This is a genomic window from Methyloceanibacter sp. (genome assembly GCF_050728395.1).
Classification (GTDB): Bacteria; Pseudomonadota; Alphaproteobacteria; order Rhizobiales; family Methyloligellaceae; genus Methyloceanibacter.
In genome coordinates this window covers 1-17819 of record NZ_JBOHJB010000014.1, presented here as the reverse complement: position 1 = coordinate 17819, position 17819 = coordinate 1, and the positions used below count along the sequence as shown (strand labels likewise).

15 protein-coding genes and 1 pseudogene are annotated in these 17819 nt (G+C 64.2%); 11 read left to right on the top strand and 5 right to left on the bottom strand.

From position 1 onward, the window contains the following. The first annotated feature begins 25 nt into the window (after positions 1–25). The 7 genes and pseudogenes from ACREC7_RS04200 to aat form a co-directional block, all read left to right on the top strand. Complete coding sequence (locus ACREC7_RS04200; RefSeq protein ID WP_431554440.1) at positions 26–2635, top strand: ribonuclease E/G; 2610 nt, start codon at positions 26–28, stop codon at positions 2633–2635. A gap of 216 nt (positions 2636–2851) precedes the next feature. Then, on the top strand, positions 2852–4267 hold the full coding sequence (locus ACREC7_RS04195; RefSeq protein ID WP_431554439.1) for a M48 family metalloprotease: 1416 nt from the start codon (positions 2852–2854) through the stop codon (positions 4265–4267). 27 nt (positions 4268–4294) lie between these two features. After that, positions 4295–5107 (top strand): DsbA family protein, encoded by an 813-nt coding sequence (locus tag ACREC7_RS04190; RefSeq protein ID WP_431554438.1) that lies wholly within the window; start codon positions 4295–4297, stop codon positions 5105–5107. A 139-nt stretch (positions 5108–5246) separates the two neighbouring features. Further along, positions 5247–5699 (top strand): type II 3-dehydroquinate dehydratase, encoded by a 453-nt coding sequence (gene aroQ / locus ACREC7_RS04185; protein WP_431554437.1) that lies wholly within the window; start codon positions 5247–5249, stop codon positions 5697–5699. Beyond that, on the top strand, positions 5699–6175 hold the full coding sequence (locus tag ACREC7_RS04180) for an acetyl-CoA carboxylase biotin carboxyl carrier protein (protein ID WP_431554436.1): 477 nt from the start codon (positions 5699–5701) through the stop codon (positions 6173–6175). The genes aroQ and ACREC7_RS04180 overlap by 1 nt, the downstream gene beginning before the upstream one ends. A 13-nt stretch (positions 6176–6188) precedes the next feature. Further along, entirely contained in the window at positions 6189–7523 is a 1335-nt protein-coding gene (gene accC / locus ACREC7_RS04175) for an acetyl-CoA carboxylase biotin carboxylase subunit (RefSeq protein WP_431554435.1), read from the top strand. Positions 7524–7553: 30 nt separating this feature from the next. Next, positions 7554–8144: pseudogene (gene aat / locus ACREC7_RS04170) on the top strand (leucyl/phenylalanyl-tRNA--protein transferase); the annotation flags it as partial. On the opposite strand, the gene ACREC7_RS04165 reads toward aat, so the two are convergent. From ACREC7_RS04165 to ACREC7_RS04155, 3 genes are all read right to left on the bottom strand, one after another. Beyond that, positions 8144–8836: a DUF2155 domain-containing protein gene (locus ACREC7_RS04165; RefSeq protein WP_431554461.1), complete on the bottom strand. Its 693-nt coding sequence runs from the start codon at positions 8834–8836 to the stop codon at positions 8144–8146. The pseudogene aat and the gene ACREC7_RS04165 sit on opposite strands and share 1 nt — an antisense overlap. Positions 8837–8950: 114 nt before the next feature. Beyond that, the gene (locus ACREC7_RS04160; RefSeq protein ID WP_431554434.1) at positions 8951–9730 is read right to left on the bottom strand and encodes a class I SAM-dependent methyltransferase; all 780 of its coding nucleotides are present in this window, start codon (positions 9728–9730) and stop codon (positions 8951–8953) included. After that, positions 9727–10116 carry an NADH:ubiquinone oxidoreductase subunit NDUFA12 gene (locus ACREC7_RS04155; protein ID WP_431554433.1) on the bottom strand — a complete coding sequence of 130 codons (390 nt, stop codon included), beginning with the start codon at positions 10114–10116 and terminating at the stop codon, positions 9727–9729. The genes ACREC7_RS04160 and ACREC7_RS04155 overlap by 4 nt, the downstream gene beginning before the upstream one ends. Positions 10117–10490: 374 nt before the next feature. Here ACREC7_RS04155 and ACREC7_RS04150 point away from each other — a divergent pair, with 374 nt between their 5' ends. Together ACREC7_RS04150 and ACREC7_RS04145 are read left to right on the top strand one after the other, a co-directional pair. Continuing rightward, positions 10491–14213, top strand: coding sequence for a vitamin B12-dependent ribonucleotide reductase (locus ACREC7_RS04150; RefSeq protein WP_431554432.1), 3723 nt, complete (start codon positions 10491–10493; stop codon positions 14211–14213). Between the two features lie 459 nt (positions 14214–14672). Continuing rightward, complete coding sequence (locus tag ACREC7_RS04145; protein ID WP_431554431.1) at positions 14673–14795, top strand: hypothetical protein; 123 nt, start codon at positions 14673–14675, stop codon at positions 14793–14795. A 94-nt stretch (positions 14796–14889) separates the two neighbouring features. Here the strand turns inward: ACREC7_RS04145 and ACREC7_RS04140 are convergent, their stop codons facing one another. Continuing rightward, the gene (locus ACREC7_RS04140) at positions 14890–15669 is read right to left on the bottom strand and encodes a competence/damage-inducible protein A (RefSeq protein ID WP_431554430.1); all 780 of its coding nucleotides are present in this window, start codon (positions 15667–15669) and stop codon (positions 14890–14892) included. 211 nt (positions 15670–15880) lie between these two features. On the opposite strand from ACREC7_RS04140, the gene map reads away from it, so the two are divergent. Together map and radC are read left to right on the top strand one after the other, a co-directional pair. Further along, a complete protein-coding gene (gene map, locus ACREC7_RS04135; protein ID WP_431554429.1) occupies positions 15881–16705 on the top strand; it encodes a type I methionyl aminopeptidase in 825 nt (274 codons plus the stop codon). 10 nt (positions 16706–16715) lie between these two features. Further along, entirely contained in the window at positions 16716–17408 is a 693-nt protein-coding gene (gene radC, locus ACREC7_RS04130; RefSeq protein ID WP_431554428.1) for a RadC family protein, read from the top strand. Here the strand turns inward: radC and ACREC7_RS04125 are convergent. Next, positions 17405–17819: hypothetical protein (locus tag ACREC7_RS04125; protein ID WP_431554427.1), on the bottom strand; the 415-nt coding region annotated here is incomplete at its 5' end. The genes radC and ACREC7_RS04125 overlap by 4 nt on opposite strands.

The following is a 17819-nucleotide window of genomic DNA, read 5'->3' as shown; positions in this document are numbered from 1 at the left end:
GCGAGCGCGGCGGAGAACAAACAACATGCCAAGCAAAATGCTGATCGATGCGGCGCATCCGGAGGAGACCCGGGTCGTCGTGGTGAAGGGCAACCGCGTCGAGGAATTTGATTACGAATCAGCGAACAAGAAGCAGCTAAGGGGCAATATCTATCTTGCCAAGGTGACGCGCGTTGAGCCGTCGCTCCAGGCGGCTTTCGTGGATTACGGCGGCAATCGCCACGGCTTCCTCGCCTTCACTGAAATTCATCCCGACTACTATCAGATCCCTGTCGCCGACCGTCAGGCCCTGCTTGAGGAAGAGGCTCAAGAACAGAGCCGGGCACGAGACGCCGAGGAGGCGGAGGACGAGGCTGCTGCCGGACGACGGCGCAGGCGCGGCCGGCGCGGCCGCGGGCGGCCAGATCAGCAACATCGAGGCCGAGGCGGAGAAGCCCAGGGCACGGAAGCCTCCGCCACAGCGGAAGGCGCGCCCGAAGCCGAGATCGAGACCAAGGAGGAAGGCAGTGGCCTCGCCATGGAGGCGAGCGACCTCGTGCACGAAGTCACCGAGCCGGCAGAACGCGGCGCCGACGTCGAGGCCGACGACATGGCCGGGACTGTCTCTACCGTCGAAGAGGTCGAGGAGGACGACGAGGCCGATCCTGCCGAGATCGTCGGCCAGCGCGTCGTCGCTGCCGAATCGAATGGCGAGGCTGTGGCCGAGACCGTTGAATCGGTCGGCTCGGAGGATGCGCTGGAAGAAGTTCCGGAGCGCGTGCGGCGCCGGCGCGGGCGCCCCTACAAAATCCAAGAAGTGATTCGCCGCAGGCAGATCATCCTCGTCCAGGTGGTCAAGGAAGAGCGTGGCACCAAGGGCGCGGCGCTCACCACCTATCTCTCGCTCGCCGGCCGCTACACCGTGCTGATGCCGAACACCGCGCGGGGCGGCGGCATCTCGCGCAAGATCACCAATCCCACCGACCGCAAGCGCTTGCGCGAAATCGCGGGCGAGCTCGAAGTGCCGGAGGGCATGGGCCTCATCATCCGCACCGCCGGCGCGCAGCGGACCAAGACCGAGATCAAGCGCGACTACGACTATCTCTTGCGGCTGTGGGAGACCGTGCGCGACCTGACGCTGAAATCGACGGCGCCGAGCCTCGTCTACGAGGAAGGCAGCCTGATCAAGCGCTCGATCCGCGACCTGTACAACAAGGACATCGACGAGGTTCTGGTCGCAGGCGACGACGCTTATCGCGAGGCAAAGGACTTCATGCGCATGCTGATGCCGAGCCACGCGAAGAACGTGAAGCCCTACAAGGAGCCCGAGCCCGTCTTCATCCGCTATCAGGTGGAGCGCCAGCTTGGCGCCATGTTCTCTCCGCAGGTGGTGCTCAAGTCCGGCGGCTATATCGTCATCAACCAGACCGAGGCGCTCGTCGCCATCGACGTCAATTCCGGCAAGGCGACGCGCGAGCACAATATCGAGGACACCGCGCTCAAGACCAATCTCGAAGCCGCCGAAGAAGTCGCCCGCCAGCTCCGCTTGCGCGATCTTGCCGGTCTCATCGTCATCGACTTCATCGACATGGATGAGCGCCGCAACTCCAGGCTGGTCGAGCGGCGCCTGAAGGAATCCTTGCGCAACGATCGCGCGCGCATCCAGGTGGGACGCATCAGCCATTTCGGCCTGCTCGAAATGTCGCGCCAGCGCTTGCGCACCGGCATGCTCGAAGGCTCGACCAGCTCTTGCACCATGTGCCAGGGCACCGGCATCGTGCGCTCGGTCGAGTCCGTCGCGCTCGACGTGTTGCGCTCGCTAGAGGATCGTCTCATCACCGACGGCGTCGTGCCGCTGGTCGCCACCACCGCGGTCGACGTCGCCCTCTACATCCTCAACCAGAAGCGTTCGCATCTGAAGGATATCGAGCAGCGCTACCGCATCCCCATCACGGTCACCGCGGATGAGAATTTGCATGTGTCGCAATTCGTCATCGAGCGATCGGCAGAGTCGGAGATCGGTGCCGGCGAGAGCGCGGTGGTGCAGATGGATTGGGCTCATCACCATGCCACGGCAGCGCCCGTGCCTGCCCCTGCCTCCGCCGCGGAAGCCGAGTCGGATCCGAACCGGCGCCGCTCGCGCCGCCGCCGCCGCAAGCGGCGCGGTCCGGGCGATCAGGAGTTCGAGCCGGCTGAAGCCGGTTCCGCCTACGCCGAAGCCGCCGATATGGATGAGGAGGAGCCTGAGCGCGAGAGCGCGCCTCGAGAGTCCATGGAGGCGCAAGCCTCTGAGAATGGCGCCCAGAATCGCAAACCTCGCCGCAGAGGGCGGCGTGGCGGCCGTCGTGGGCGAGGCGGTCAACGTCCGGAAGGCGGCGAGCGGCAAGGCGAGACGCGCGTCGCGTCGCCTGAGGAGCGCGAGCCTGGAGATGCCATCCGTCCCGAGGGCGAAGCCCGCGCACAGCAGAACGGGGGTGGAAGCCGTGCCTCCGAGGCTGCGTCGCACCATGAACGGGTCGAGCTGCCGGCACGCGAAAGCGAGTCGAGCTATGCGGTGCCGGTCACCGAGCGACCCGTGGCACCGCCCGAAGTCAAGGTCGAAAGCGACAGCAAAGAGGGTTCGGCTCCGCCTCGCCGCGGCTGGTGGCAGCGTTAACCCACGCTAAGAGGCACGGTCCAGCAGGGTCGCCCGCTCTCACTTTCTTGAAGTGAGACGCGGCAAGACTGTCACGTTGTCGCCGCATTCAAACGCCAATCAAGCGGTTTACGGCAAAGGCATGGTTTGAGGCGACAGGCCTTTTGCGCCGTCCCGACGCTGGAGGGTGAGCCAGCATCTTGGCCCCAGACCGGCAAGACATTACCATCAAGCGAAATGATGCCTGTTCCGGCCCCCCGCACTAGCACCTGGCAAAGTCTTCGCCGCGCTGCCGTCGGAGGCCTCATCGTCTCGCTGGTCAGCGCTACCACGGCGGACGCCGCCGGCATGATCCGCGATGCCGAGACCGAAGGGCTGATCAAGACCTACGCCAAGCCGATCCTCAACGCCGCCGGCTTGAGCGGACAGGCGGTCGACATTCACATCATCAACGACCGCGCCTTCAATGCCTTCGTCGTCGACGGGCACAATATGTTCATCCATGCCGGCGCGCTGATGGATGCGAAGACACCCAATCAGATCATCGGCGTGATTGCGCACGAGAGCGGCCATATCACCGGCGGTCATCTCGCCAGGCTCAGAAATCAGATCTCGCGCGCGAAGTCAGCCGCGTTGATGCTCCAGCTTCTCGGCCTTGCCGCCATGGCGGCTGGCGCGGTTGCGGGTGCCGGCGAGCTTGGGCAACTCGGCATGGGCGCCGCCTATGGCGGAACCGACGCCGCGATGCGCATGGTGCTCGCATACCGCCAGGACGAAGAGTCCTCGGCCGACCAGGCCGCCGTCACCTTTCTCAATGCCACCCACCAATCCGCCCGCGGCCTGCTTGAGACCTTGGAGTTCATGAACTCAAAGCTGTTCGGCGTGCAGGGCATCAATCCCTACCTGCAATCGCACCCCCTGCCCCCGCAGCGCCTCGCCCAGCTTCGCACGCTTGCCCAGTCGAGCCCGTATTTCGACGTCAAGGACCCACCCGAGCTTCAGGTCCGGCATGACCTCGTGAAAGCCAAGCTGTTCGGCTTTCTCGATCAGCCGGAGACGACGTTCAATCGCTACCCTCCGACCGATCTCTCCCTTCCCGCGGCCTATGCGCGCGCCATCGCCACCGAACGTAAATCGGGGGTGGAGGCCGCGCTTCCCCAGCTCGACGCTTTGATCGCCGCCAAGCCTGACTGGCCCTATTTCTACGAACTCAAGGGGCAGTTCCTGTTCGAGAGCGGCAATGTCGCCGATGCCGTCCCGCCGCTGCGGCAGGCAGTGGCGCTCGCGCCTGACGAGCCGCTCATCCGCATCCTGCTGGCCCAGGCGCTGCTTGCTATGCCGGGCATGAAGAATGTCGACGACGCCATTTCCAATTTGCGCACTGCGCTTGCCCGCGAGACGACCTCGGCGACCGGCTACCGCCAGCTCGCGCTGGCTTACGGCCGCAAGGGCGACGCGGCCAAGGCAGCCGGCGCCAGGCAGCAATATCTGGCGCAAGCCGAGCTTGCGTCGGCCGAGGCCTATTTCTATGAAGGGCGGCTGAAACTCGCCAAGCAGCAAGCCAAGCGCGCCAAGGCCGGATTTGTCGACGGCACGCCAAACTGGCTTCGGGCCGATGATATACTCGCCTTCCAGGTGCCGACCACCGAATGAGCCAATTCCCCCCGGAGATCCAAAAGCATGAACCTCAGAAAAGTCTTCTTTAGTGTGGCCGTGGCCGCAGCGGTCGCCGCCGTGACAGCGGCCGGTACGAGCTATCTCGTGCTGCGCTACAGCCCGGCAGGCAAGCTTGCCGGTGCTTCGGGGCCGGTCGCGGCCGACCAGGCCCGCGTCGAAGGCATCTTGCGCGACTACCTCACCAAGAACCCCGAGATCCTCGTCGAGATGACCACTGAGCTCGACAAGCGCCAGGCCGCCGAGCAGGCGGCGCAGCAGACAAAGGCGATCTCCGACAATGCCGACGCGCTCTTCCGCTCACCGGTGGCCCACGTTGCCGGCAATCCGAGCGGCGATGTGAGCATCGTTGAGTTCTTCGACTATAACTGCGGATATTGCCGCCGCGCGCTGCCCGACGTGGTCAAGCTCGTCAACGACGACGGCAAGATCCGCCTGGTGCTGAAAGAGCTGCCGATCTTCGGCGACGATTCCGAGGCGGCGGCCAAGCTTGCGCTCGCCTCCAACAAGCAGGGCAAGTATTTCGAGATGCATCAGAAGCTGTTCTCGGAGCCTGGCAAGGCCGACAAGGAGAAGGCCCTACGGGTCGCCAAGGAGCTTGGGCTCGATGTCGACAAGCTGCAGAAGGACGCCGAGGACCCTGAGGTCAAGAAGGCGCTCGACCAGGCCAAGGACCTTGCCCAGAAGCTCAATCTGCAAGGCACCCCGCTCTACCTGATCGGGGATCGCGTGATCCCCGGAGCCCCTGACGATCTCTTCGATCAGCTCAAGAAGAACGTCGCCGAGGTCAGGGAGAAGGGCTGCGCAAGCACCTGTTAAGGCCGTCGCTTGGCGGTAACCGGGCGTTTCCGGCTTTTGCTAGACCTAGCAAAAGCTGTTAAAGGGGCGCGGCCTGACTTTGCGCTCCTAAACTCTCGCACCGAACCGGAGCGGCTCACCCGCCCGCCTATCTCACGCCATGACCAAACCGATCTACGTCCTGAACGGTCCCAATCTGAACCTGCTCGGGTCGCGGGAGCCGCAGGTCTATGGCAGCGAGACCCTGGAGGATGTGCGGGGGCGGTGCGAGCGGAAAGCGGCCAAATTGGGCTTTGCCATCGACTTCCGGCAGAGCAATCATGAGGGCGAGCTGGTGGCCTGGATTCAGGAGGCAAAGGAGAAGGCTGCGGGGCTGATCGTCAATGCCGGCGCCTTTACCCATAGCTCGATCGCCATGCTCGACGCTTTGCTCGCTACCGAGCTTCCTTGCGTGGAGGTGCACCTGTCCAACATCTTCCGGCGCGAGAGCTTTCGCCACAATTCCTATATTTCGAAGGCCGCCAAAGGCGTGATCTGCGGGTTCGGGCCGCTCGGCTACGAGCTTGCCATCGAGGCGTTGGCTGCCTCGCTTGAACCGAAGAAGGCTCGCTGATGGCCGAGGAGCGCAAGGCGGTGACCAAAAAGGAAGGGACCTTCGACAAGGACCTCATCCGCGAACTTGCCGGACTGCTCGAGGAAACAGGTCTCACCGAGATCGAAATCGAGCATGAAGGCAAGCGGGTGCGCGTGGCGCGCACCATCACGGTCGGCGCCGGCGCTCTTTCCATCGATGCCGGCCACGCGGCCCGCGAGGCTGGCGAGCGGGGCGGCAAGGAGGAGCATCACCGTCCCGGCACGGTGCACTCTCCCATGGTCGGCACCGCCTATCGTTCGCCAGAGCCCGGCGCCCCGCCTTTCGTCGAAGCCGGCACCAAGGTTACGGCGGGCCAGACCATTCTTATCATCGAGGCCATGAAGACCATGAACCACATCCCGGCCCCTCATGCCGGCACCGTGCTCGCCGTCCTCGTCGATGACGGCCAGCCCGTCGAATTTGCCGAGCCGCTCGCGGTCATCGAGAAGGGCTAAGCGCTTCCTACGCATGTTCGACAAGATCCTGATCGCCAACCGGGGAGAGATCGCACTTCGCATCGAACGTGCCTGCAAGGAGCTCGGCATCGCCACCGTAGCGGTGCATTCGACCGCCGACGCCGACGCCATGCATGTGCGCCTTGCCGATGAGAGCGTGTGCATCGGTGGTCCTCCTGCCAAGGACAGCTATCTCAACATTCCCCATATCGTCTCGGCCTGCGAGATTACCGGCGCCGACGCCGTGCATCCTGGCTATGGCTTCCTCGCCGAGAATGCCCGTTTCGCCGAGATCCTCGAAGAGCACGAGATCACCTTCATCGGCCCGAGCGCCGAGCATGTCAGGCTCATGGGCAACAAGATCGAGGCCAAGGAGACCGCGAAGAAGCTCGGCCTGCCGCTCGTTGCAGGCTCGCAGGGCTCAATCACGGATCTCGAGCAGGCGAAGAAGATCGCCCATGACATCGGCTATCCGGTTCTGGTCAAGGCTGCGGCCGGCGGCGGGGGCCGCGGCATGAAGGTCGCCCATGTCGAGGAAGAACTCGATGCGGCGCTGGCCACGGCGCGTATCGAGGCCAAGACGAGCTTCGCCGACGACACCGTGTATCTCGAGAAATATCTCGCCCATCCCCGCCACATCGAGGTCCAGGTGCTGGGCGACGGTCTCGGCAACGCCATCCATCTTGGCGAGCGCGACTGCTCGCTGCAACGGCGGCATCAGAAGCTGTGGGAGGAGGCGCTGTCGCCAGCGCTCAACGACAGCGAGCGGGCGCGCATTGGCGAGACTGTGGCACACGCGATGCGCCAGCTTCGCTATCGCGGGGTGGGCACGGTCGAGTTCCTCTACGAGGGCGGTGAGTTCTACTTCATCGAGATGAACACCCGCCTCCAGGTCGAGCATACGGTCACCGAGATGATCACCGGCATCGATCTCGTCATCGAGCAGATCCGCATCGCCGCCGGAGCCCCGTTGACCCTCAAGCAGGAGGACATCCGCTTCAACGGCCATGCCATCGAATGCCGGATCAATGCCGAGGACCCCCGCACCTTCCGCCCCTCACCGGGCAAGATCACGCATTTCCATCCCCCTGGCGGGCTCGGGGTGCGCGTCGATTCAGGCGCCTATGCCGGCTACACCATCCCGCCTTATTACGACAGCCTGATCGGCAAGCTGATCGTGCACGCGCGCACCCGCAACGAGTGCCTGATGCGGCTGAAGCGGGCACTCGGCGAATTCGTGGTCGACGGCATCGACACCACAATCCCGCTGTTCAAAGCTCTGATTGCCGAGCCTGACATCGCCGATGGACGATATGATATCCATTGGCTGGAGAATTATCTCGCGTAACGTTTGGACAGACCCGTCTCGAGACAACCCATGACCTCAATCGACGACGTCATGATCGAGATCACGCCGCAGGTGCTGCTCAAGGCCTATGCCTGCGGTATCTTTCCCATGGCAGAAAGCGCCGAGGATAACGCCCTCTACTGGATCGAGCCCGAGCGTCGCGGCATCCTGCCGCTTAACCGCGTGCATGTGCCGCGAAGGCTTGCGCGCACCATCAGGCAAGGCGGCTTCGAGGTCAGGATCGACAACGATTTCGACGGCGTGATCGCCGGTTGCGCGGCACCGCGCGCCGGGCGGCGCAGCACCTGGATCAACCGGCGCATCCGCAACCTTTATGCCGAGCTGTTCGCCATGAGGCATTGCCATACGGTCGAAGTCTGGGACGGCGGCGAGCTGATCGGAGGCCTTTACGGGGTGCATCTCGGCCGGGCGTTCTTCGGCGAAAGCATGTTTTCCAAGGCACGAGATGCAAGCAAGATCGCGCTCGTCTATCTCGTCGCCCGGCTCAAATTCGGCGGCTTCGAATTGCTCGACACGCAGTTCCTGACCGGCCACCTCGCACGTTTCGGGGCGATCGAGGTTGGGCGAGCGGAGTTCCAGCGCCTGCTCGAAGCAGCGCTTTACTGTCCGAAGATGGGGAACGTCGAGGGCGGCGGAGCAGGCTTGGGCCGCGGCGGCTTTTTGGGAGGAGCTGCCGCTGCCGGAGCCGGCGCGGCGGCTGGGGCCGGCGCGGGTGCCGAGGCTGGTTTGGCCACTGGAGCAGGTTTGGGCGGTGGTGGCGGGGCCGCTTCTGCCGCGGCGGGCGCCGGCGCCTCGGGAGCCGCAGCCGCAGGCGCTTCAGCCGCCGGTGCCTCGCCGGGAGGCGCGGCGGGCGCCGCAGCATTCTGCTCGCTTCCGGCAGGAGCGACCGGCTCGTTCGTCTTGCAGTTGGTGAGCCAGACGTCGAACACCGGATGCTCCACGGCGTGAAGGCCGGGGCTATCGGCGAACATCCAGCCGGTAAAGATGCGCTCGACCTCTCCGGTGAGCTTGATCTCGTCCACCTCGACGAAGGATGCGGTATGAGGCGCCTCGGTCGGCGGGCGGCTATCGCAAACCCGCGGCGTCACTTTCAGCGCGCCGAACTGTACCGTCTCGTTGATCGGAATCTCCAGATGCGAGATGCGCCCCGTCACCTTGTCGAGAGCGGCAAACACGGCGGTCTGGTTCTGAATGGTTTCGGCACGCGCAGCGGTCACGCCAAGCACGGTGGTCGCGGCGATAAGACCGAACAGCAGAGCAAAATGGGCGCAAGCCACGTCAGGCCGTTGCATCATGCTCAAGCACCCTCTGGACCGGGTCCCGCGTCGCACGCCGGCGCTCCCTGGCAGGTCAAGGCCTCCGCCATGAATCTGGCATCGGTGTGGCGAGGACAATGCGGCCTTCCCTCACCCAAGCCGATCCGCGGCAAAACGCAGCCTGATATGGTCCGCCGTCCACACCCCGTCCGCATCGCAAAGCGCCGGGCGCAATAGCTCGATGACCTCGGCGAACACCTCCGCCCGCTCAGGCTCCTCGAACTGCTCGAAGAAGGAACGGCCGAAGGTTTCGAGCCATCCGCCGATGCCGATCTCGAGAGGGGTCGGGCGCGGCACGAGCATGATGGTCTTGACCGCAAAGCCGCCCTGCTCGAGCAGCCTGCGATATTCGGCAACGGAGGGAAAGAACCACGGGGCGACCTTGTCCGGATCGCCGCCATGCAGCGCCCCCACCGCGCGCAGGGCCGTGGCGATGGCCGCCACATTGCCATGGCCGCCACATTCGCCGGCGAAGCGGCCGCGGGGGCAAAGCGCCCGGTGGACGCCGGCGATCACGAGCTCTGGCCGGCGCATCCAGTGCAGCGCCGCGTTGGTGAACACCGCGTCGAACTCGTCCTTGAAGGGAAGCGCATGACCGTCCACCTTTTGCACCTTGAGGCCCTTGGCGGCAGCGGCAGCGAGCAGCTCCTCGCTCAAATCGGCGCCGAGCACGTCGGCGCCGCGCGCGGCAATCTCTTGCGTCAGCACGCCGTCGCCGCAGCCAAGGTCGAGGATGCGCTCGCCCTCCCTCGGCGCCAGCAGATCGAGCACTGGACGGGCAAGCTCGGAGACGAAACGGCCTTTTACGGCATAGTCGGCGGCCGACCAGCGTTGCACCGGCTTCGGCGGTGTCATGTGCACAGCGCTCATTCCCGCGGCCCCGGCTGCCAAGGCTCGTAGTCGCGCAGTGGCGCCTTGCCGGCGTCGGGATTGAGAATGCTGCCGGGCGGCCGATAGGCCTCGGGCGTGCCGGTCAAGTTCGGCACATAGGGTAGCTCCCAGGGCTGAGGCCTATAGCTTTCCTCGGTCGGGAGCACATCCACCGTGTAATGCAGCCAGCCATGCCATTCCGGTGGGACGAGCGAGGCTTCGGAGTGATCGCGATAGATTACCCAGCGCCGCTTTCCGTCCCCGGTTTGGTAGTAGACGTTGCCGAAGCCGTCCTCGCCCACACGGGTGCCGCAGCGCCAGGTGAAGAGCCTGGTGCCGATCGTGTTGCCGGTCCACCAGGCGAAAAGCTCGGTCAGGAGTTTCATGCTGGATGATCGCGCCGCTTGAGGTTGGCCGGACTATGGCGGGAGCCCAAGCCTCTGTCCAGACGGGAGGCCCAATTGGCGCTTGAGACGAATGGCCTCGCCACTCTTCTCACTCGCTACTCTTCTTATATGAGAGTGCTCTTGTGAGTGCTCTGGGGTGGCCCCCCTTGGCTGATCGAGCGGGCCGGTAGCGAGTCAGAAGCGGAACCGAGGAGGCCTCTTTTTTCACAGCTCGTCCCCAGGTTAGCGCACAGGATTTAGTGGAAATTAAACAGTAGCTTCCTATATATTGATGTGAATGTTGATGACGATGCCGAATCGCCTCACGTTCGCTGGTTCAGAATGGGGACCTGAAAGCGGGGGGTTGGACAAAAATGCGGATCGAAAGACGTTTCACTGAGCCTGGAAAATCGCCCTACGACGCCATCCCCTTCCGGGAGAGCGCGAGCGAGATCCGCAATCCAGACGGCTCGGTGGTGTTCCAGCTCGAAAGTCTCATGGTGCCTGAGCATTGGAGCCAGGTCGCCGCCGATATCCTTGCCCAGAAATACTTTCGTAAAGCCGGCGTGCCGGCTGCCGCCGAGAGGATAGAGGAGACCTCCCTCCCCTCCTGGCTGTGGCGGTCGGTTCCCGACCAGGACGCCCTTGCCGCTCTTGCAGAGGATGCCCGCTTCGGCGGCGAGACCGACGCCCGCCAGGTGTTCGACCGCATGGCAGGGACCTGGACCTATTGGGGCTGGAAGGCCGGCTATTTCACCACGGAAGAGGACGCCCGCGCCTTCTTCGACGAACTCCGCTACATGCTCGCCAAGCAGATGGGCGCCCCCAACAGCCCGCAATGGTTCAACACGGGGCTGCACTGGGCCTATGGCATCGACGGTCCGAGCCAGGGCCATTACTACGCGGATTACGCCACCGGCGAGATCAAGGCTTCGGAGTCGGCCTACGAGCACCCGCAGCCGCATGCCTGCTTCATCCAGTCGATCGAGGACGACCTCGTCAACGAGGGCGGCATCATGGACCTCTGGGTGCGCGAGGCACGCCTGTTCAAATATGGCTCCGGCACCGGCTCGAATTTCTCCAAGCTGCGCGGCGAGAACGAGCCGCTCTCCGGTGGAGGCAAGTCCTCAGGGCTGATGAGCTTCCTCAAGATCGGCGACCGCGCCGCCGGCGCCATCAAATCCGGCGGCACCACGCGGCGGGCGGCGAAAATGGTGGTGGTGGACATCGACCACCCCGACATCGAGAGCTACATCAACTGGAAGGTGATCGAGGAGCAGAAGGTTGCGGCGCTCGTCACCGGTTCCAAGATCCTGTCGGAGCGGCTTAACGCCATCCTCAAGGCTTGCGTCAATTGCGAGTCGGACGGCGACGGCTGTTTCGATCCCAAACGCAATCCGGCGCTGAAGCGCGAGGTAAAGGCCGCGCGCAAGGCCAAGGTGCCGGACAATGCCATCCGCCGGGTGATCCAGTTCGCCCGCCAGGGCTACACCTCGATCCATGTCCCGGTCTACGACACCGATTGGGATTCGGAGGCCTATCGCACCGTCTCTGGCCAGAACTCGAACAACTCGGTGCGCGTCACCGATGAGTTCCTGCGCGCGGTCGAGGCCGACGAAGATTGGCACCTCACCTTCCGCAAGGACGGCAAGATCGCCAAGACGGTGAAGGCCAGCGAACTGTGGGAGGAGATCGGCAGCGCCGCCTGGGCCTGCGCCGATCCAGGCATCCAGTTCCACACCACCATCAACGACTGGCATACCTGCCCGGCCTCCGGCCCGATCAAGGCCTCCAATCCTTGCTCGGAGTATATGTTCCTCGACGACACCGCCTGCAATCTCGCCTCGCTCAATCTGATGGCGTTCCGGCACGACGACGGCAGCTTCGACGTCGAGGCTTACGAGCACGCCATCAGGCTGTGGACGATCGTGCTCGAGATCGCGGTGACCATGGCGCAGTTCCCCTCGCGCCGCATCGCGCAGCTCTCCTACGAGTACCGGACGCTCGGCCTCGGCTACGCCAATATCGGCGGCCTCTTGATGGCCTCAGGCATTCCTTACGACTCTCCGCAAGCGCGCGCGCTGTGCGGGGCGCTCAGCGCCATCATGACCGGCATCTCCTATGCAACGAGCGCCCACATGGCGCGCGAACTTGGGCCGTTCCCAGGTTTTGAGCAGAACCGCGAGCACATGCTCCGCGTCATGCGCAATCACGCCCGCGCCGCAAGCGGCGAGGCCGGGGGCTATGAGGACCTAAAGACCGTGCCGGTGCCGCTCGACCACGCCTCCTGCCCTGATCCGAAGCTGCTCGCCCACGCCGTTCATGCTTGGGAGCGGGCCATCAAGCTCGGTCGCGAGCACGGCTACCGCAACGCGCAAGCCACGGTGATCGCGCCGACCGGCACCATCGGCCTCGTCATGGATTGCGATACGACCGGCATCGAGCCAGACTTCGCCCTGGTCAAATTCAAGAAGCTCGCCGGCGGCGGCTATTTCAAGATCATCAACCGCATGGTGCCGGAAGGCTTGGCCGTGCTCGGCTATGACGAGGCCGCGATCAAGCGCATCGTCGATTATGCCGTCGGCCGCGGCACGCTCGCCGGCGCCCCAGGCGTCAATCACGAGACGCTGGCAGCAAAGGGCTTCACGGCTGAGAAAATCGCCGCGGCAGAGAAGGCGGTGTCGACCGCCTTCGACATCAAATTCGCCTTCAACAAATGGACGCTCGGCGAAGCGTTCCTGACCGGCCAGCTTGGGCTCGCGCCCGAGCGCCTTGACCAGCCGGATTTCGACCTCCTGGCCGAGATCGGCTTCTCCAAGCGAGAGATCGACGCCGCCAACGAATATGCCTGCGGAGCCATGACGCTCGAAGGCGCGCCTGGGCTCGACCCCAAGCATCTGCCGGTGTTCGACTGCGCCTCGCCTTGCGGCCGCAAGGGCAAGCGGTACCTCTCGGTGGAAAGCCACATCCGCATGATGGCGGCGGCCCAGCCCTTCGTTTCTGGCGCAATCTCCAAGACCATCAACATGCCGAACGAGGCTAGCGTCGAGGACTGCAAGGAGGCCTATCTCCTCTCCTGGCGGCTCGCGCTCAAGGCCAATGCGCTTTACCGCGACGGCTCCAAGCTGTCGCAGCCACTCAATGCCCAGCTTCTGGCCGACGAGGAGGACGAGCAGGAGGAGGTTCTGGCCTCCATCACCGCCGACCAGCCTCAGGCCCAGCGCGCCATGGTCTTGGCCGAACGTCTCACCCAGCGCGTGGCCGAGCTTGAGGCAGAGAAGTCAGCGCTTGAGCGCCATTTACGTGAGGATCGGCGTGGCCTGCGGGAGAAGCTACCAGACCGTCGCACCGGCTACATCCAGAAGGCCGTGGTCGGCGGGCATAAGGTCTATCTCCACACCGGAGAATACAAAGACGGCCGCCTGGGAGAGATCTTCCTCGACATGCACAAGGAGGGTGCCGCCTTCCGGTCGCTGATGAACAATTTTGCCATCGCCGTGTCGGTCGGCCTGCAATATGGCGTGCCGCTCGAGGAGTTTGTCGAGGCCTTCACCTTCACGCGCTTCGAGCCGGCCGGTCTCGTGCGCGGCAACGCGGCGATCAAGAACGCGACTTCGATCCTCGACTATATTTTCCGGGAGCTCGCCATCTCCTATCTGGATCGGAAGGAGCTTGCGCACGTCAATCCCAACGAGAACGGCCATACCGGCGTCGGCTCTGGCGAGGATCAGAAGGTGCGCGAGGCCGCCGAGCTTGAGGGCGAGACCAGGGTTTCCCGCGGCTTCGTGCGCAAGCGTGCCGGGGACCAGGACAAGCTGCAATTGGCGAGCTCGAGCCGCATGCCCACCGCCCGCGTGGCCGGCGCCGGCCATGTCTTCGAGGCCGGATCCGGTGCGGCTGAAACCGCCGCGGTCACGCAGAGTGTGGCCCGTGCCGTCGAGGCGCTGGCCGAGCGCAGCGAATCCGATCTGATCAGCGAGGCGCGGGTGAAAGGCTATGAAGGCGAAGCCTGCCAGGAGTGCGGAAACTTCACGCTCGTGCGCAACGGCACGTGTCTCAAATGCGATACCTGCGGATCGACGAGCGGGTGCAGCTAGATGGAGACACGCTGTCGGCCATGCATCGCCGCGCCTTTGCTGCAATCGCACAGCCCGCAGGTCTGCCGCGCCGACGTCCGTTGCGCCATGCGATCGCCGATCGGTTTGTTCGCGACCGAAATGAAATCGACGCGCTTTGCGCGTCCTCGTCAGTCGATTCCACGCGTGGATGGTTACCGGAGCGCTCGCGCTCGACGTGCAGAAATAGTTGTACATCGACGCGCGATGCAGTATGCGAAATATTACGATAGGAAAAATTCGGATCGCGAATCACTCACCGAACGCGACTCGACGATCTTATCGATGAGCCCTGCGTTAAGACCTATGAAGGAAAGTGCGTGAACAATGCAGAGCTTTTCCTTCGTGCGCGATGCACGTGTCTTGAATGCGATGCGTGCGAAGCGACGAGTGGATGTAGCTAGAGTGAACTACCAGCCAGCCCGATAGGAGGGATGCACTATGGCAGTAGCAAAGAAGAAGCCTGCAGCGAAGAAGAAGCCCGCGCGTAAGACCGCCGCGGCAAAGAAGACGACGGCGAAGAAGACGGGCACCGCCCGTCGCAAGACCGCCAAGAGAAAGTAACTGGTGAAGGCGCGGGGGCCACCGGCTCCCGCGCCTGCCCATCGCCGAAGGGCGAGGCTTAAAGAGCCTCAAATATCGGCGCAATCCCAAAGCCTTAGGACTTCCCGTCAGCCTCGCTTTCAGAGGCCTTGAAGCGCTCTTTGGCGATCAGCTCGCTGAGCGCGCCATGCACGCGGTCGAGTGCTGCATCATCCACCGAGCGCAGCACCACGTAGGTGCCGAGCTTGCTCTTTTCGAAAAACGGATAGGAGCCGATCTGCACGTCGGCGTGCGCGGCCTGGATCGCCGCGAGCCCCGGCGCCACGTCGCCTTCCGGCGCTTCGATGCGGATCGAGCGGGAGCGCATCGGCCGTCCCTTCTTCAGACGCGGCGCCACGGCATCGAGCATCACCTGCATGATGCGCGGTATGCCGGCCATCACGATCACATTGCCGAGCATGAAGCCCGGCGCCCTGGAGACCGGGTTGTCGACGAGGTCGGCGCCGTAGGGGATGCGGGCCATGCGCAGTCTGGCCGGGGTCAGCTCCAGCCCGCTATAACCCCGGCGCATGGCCTCGACCGCTCTGGGGTCGATTTCCACCCCAACCCCGAAGGCCGAGGCGATGGCGTCGGTGGTCACGTCGTCGTGGGTCGGGCCGATGCCTCCGGTGGTGAACACGTAGGTGTAACGGGGGCGCAGCGCGTTCACGGCGGCGACGATCTCGGCCTCCACGTCGCGCACCACCCTCACCTCCTGAAGCGCAATGCCGATCTCAGTGAGGTAGCGGGCGATATGGGAGATGTTCTCGTCCCTGGTGCGGCCCGACAGGATCTCCTCGCCGATGACGATCAGCGCGGCGGTGACGGTGTCGGTGGTGGAATCGGGCTTGTTCATGAGCTCAGCAGAACTTGGCTACCTATTGTTACCCGTCATGGCCGGGGCGGCGCGGCTATGCACGTCTTACCCTAAAGTTTGGCTTGGGCGAAGGCAGGCAATGGGGGCATGACGATGGTGCCTTGGCAGCGGATAGGCAACCTCCCCCCGTTGCACATTGGCGCATTTCACCTTAAGTGAAGTGATCACTCATTTCCTTTAGCGTGACCGGATGTCGAACCTGGAATTCGCCCGCGCCCAGGCGCGTGACACCAAGATCAAGCTGCATGGCCCCGACGCCTTCGCCGGCATGCAGAAGGCCGGCCAGCTCGTGGCCGAGGCGCTCGACCTGCTCGTCGACGAGGTCAAGCCCGGCGTGACCACCGAGGCGCTCGACGCGCTCGTGTTCGACTTCGCCATGGCGCATGGCGCCATCCCTGCGCCGCTCAATTATCGCGGCTTTCCGAAATCGATCTGCACCTCGCTGAACCACGTGGTCTGCCACGGCATTCCAGGCCAGCGCGTGCTGAAGGAGGGCGACGTCCTCAATATCGACGTGACTTTCATCGTCGACGGCTGGCACGGCGATTCGAGCCGCATGTACGGCGTGGGCAAGATCTCGCGCGCCGCCGAGCGCCTGCTCGAAGTTACCTACAACGCGCTGATGCGCGGCGTCGCCGCGGTCAAGCCGGGCGCCACCACCGGCGATATCGGCGCCGCCATCCAGGCCTACGCCGAGGCAGAGCGGTGCAGCGTGGTGCGCGATTTCTGCGGCCATGGCTTGGGCCGCGTGTTCCACGACCGGCCCAACATCCTGCATTACGGCGAGCCTGGCGAGGGTCTGCAGCTCAAGCCAGGCATGCTCTTCACCATCGAGCCAATGATCAATCTTGGCAAGCCGCCAGTGAAGATCCTGTCCGACGGCTGGACCGCGGTGACCCGCGACCGGTCGCTTTCGGCGCAGTTCGAGCACACGGTCGGCGTCACGGAGACGGGATGCCAGGTGTTCACCCTCTCCCCCAAAGGTTTGGACCGGCCACCACTCACTCGGCAATAGAGCGGCCTGAATGGGCTTCAAGGACGCCGGCAAGCCACATTATCTCGGCCATCGCGAGAGATTGCGGCGACGCTTCCGCGACGCCGGCGCCGATGCGCTTCCCGATTACGAGCTGCTCGAGCTGATCCTGTTCCGCGCGGTGCCGCGGCGCGACACCAAGCCGCTCGCCAAGGCGATCCTTGCCCATTTCGGCAGTTTCACCGAGGCGCTGAACGCGCCTGAGGAGCGCTTGAAGGAGGTGCCTGGCCTCGGCCAGGCGGCGATCACCGAGATCAAGCTCGTGCGCGCGGCGGCGCTCAGGCTCGTGCGCGGCGAGGTGCTGGAGCGGCCGGTGCTCGCCTCCTGGAGCCAGGTGCTCGACTATTGCCGCGCCTCGATGGGCTTCGAGGCCAAGGAGCAGTTTCGCATCCTGTTCCTTGACAAGCGCAACCAGATCATCGCCGACGAGGTGCAGCAGAAGGGCACCGTCGATCACACCCCGGTCTATGTGCGCGAAGTGGTGAAGCGGGCGCTCGAGCTGTCGGCCACCGCAATCGTGCTCGTGCACAATCACCCCTCAGGCGACCCAACGCCGTCGCGCGCCGATATCGAGATGACCAAGCAGATCGTCTCGTCGGCGAAAAATCTCGGCATCGTGGTGCATGACCACATCATCGTCGGCAAGCAAGGCCATGCGAGCTTCCGCGGCCTCGGGCTGATCTAGTTCGGCTGAGGCGCGCCCTTCGGCTGATCGCTCGTTTCACCCTGCGGCTGCTCGGTCGAGTTTTTCTTCTGCTTGTCCGCTGACTTGCCCTTCCGCTTCGGCTTGTCGTCTGAATCGTCGGGCGCGTTGCCAGTCGATTGATCGGCCGAGGCCGGTGCCTTGGGGGAGGCGCTTTCCTTCCCAGGCGACTGCGTTCCGCGCAAGAGCTTCCAAGAATCGGGGTGATCGCAGCTCGCCATCGTCGGCGGCTTGTTGTTGTCGGCAAAGTTGAGGCAACTGCCCTTTCCCACATATTGCAGCTTGTACACGCCATCGGCGCTCAACTTCTCTTTCAGCTCGTGCCTGAGATCGACGATGTCGGTGCTGAGGCTGAGCAAGGTCTGCTCAAGGTGGGCGATATGGGCGTACAGG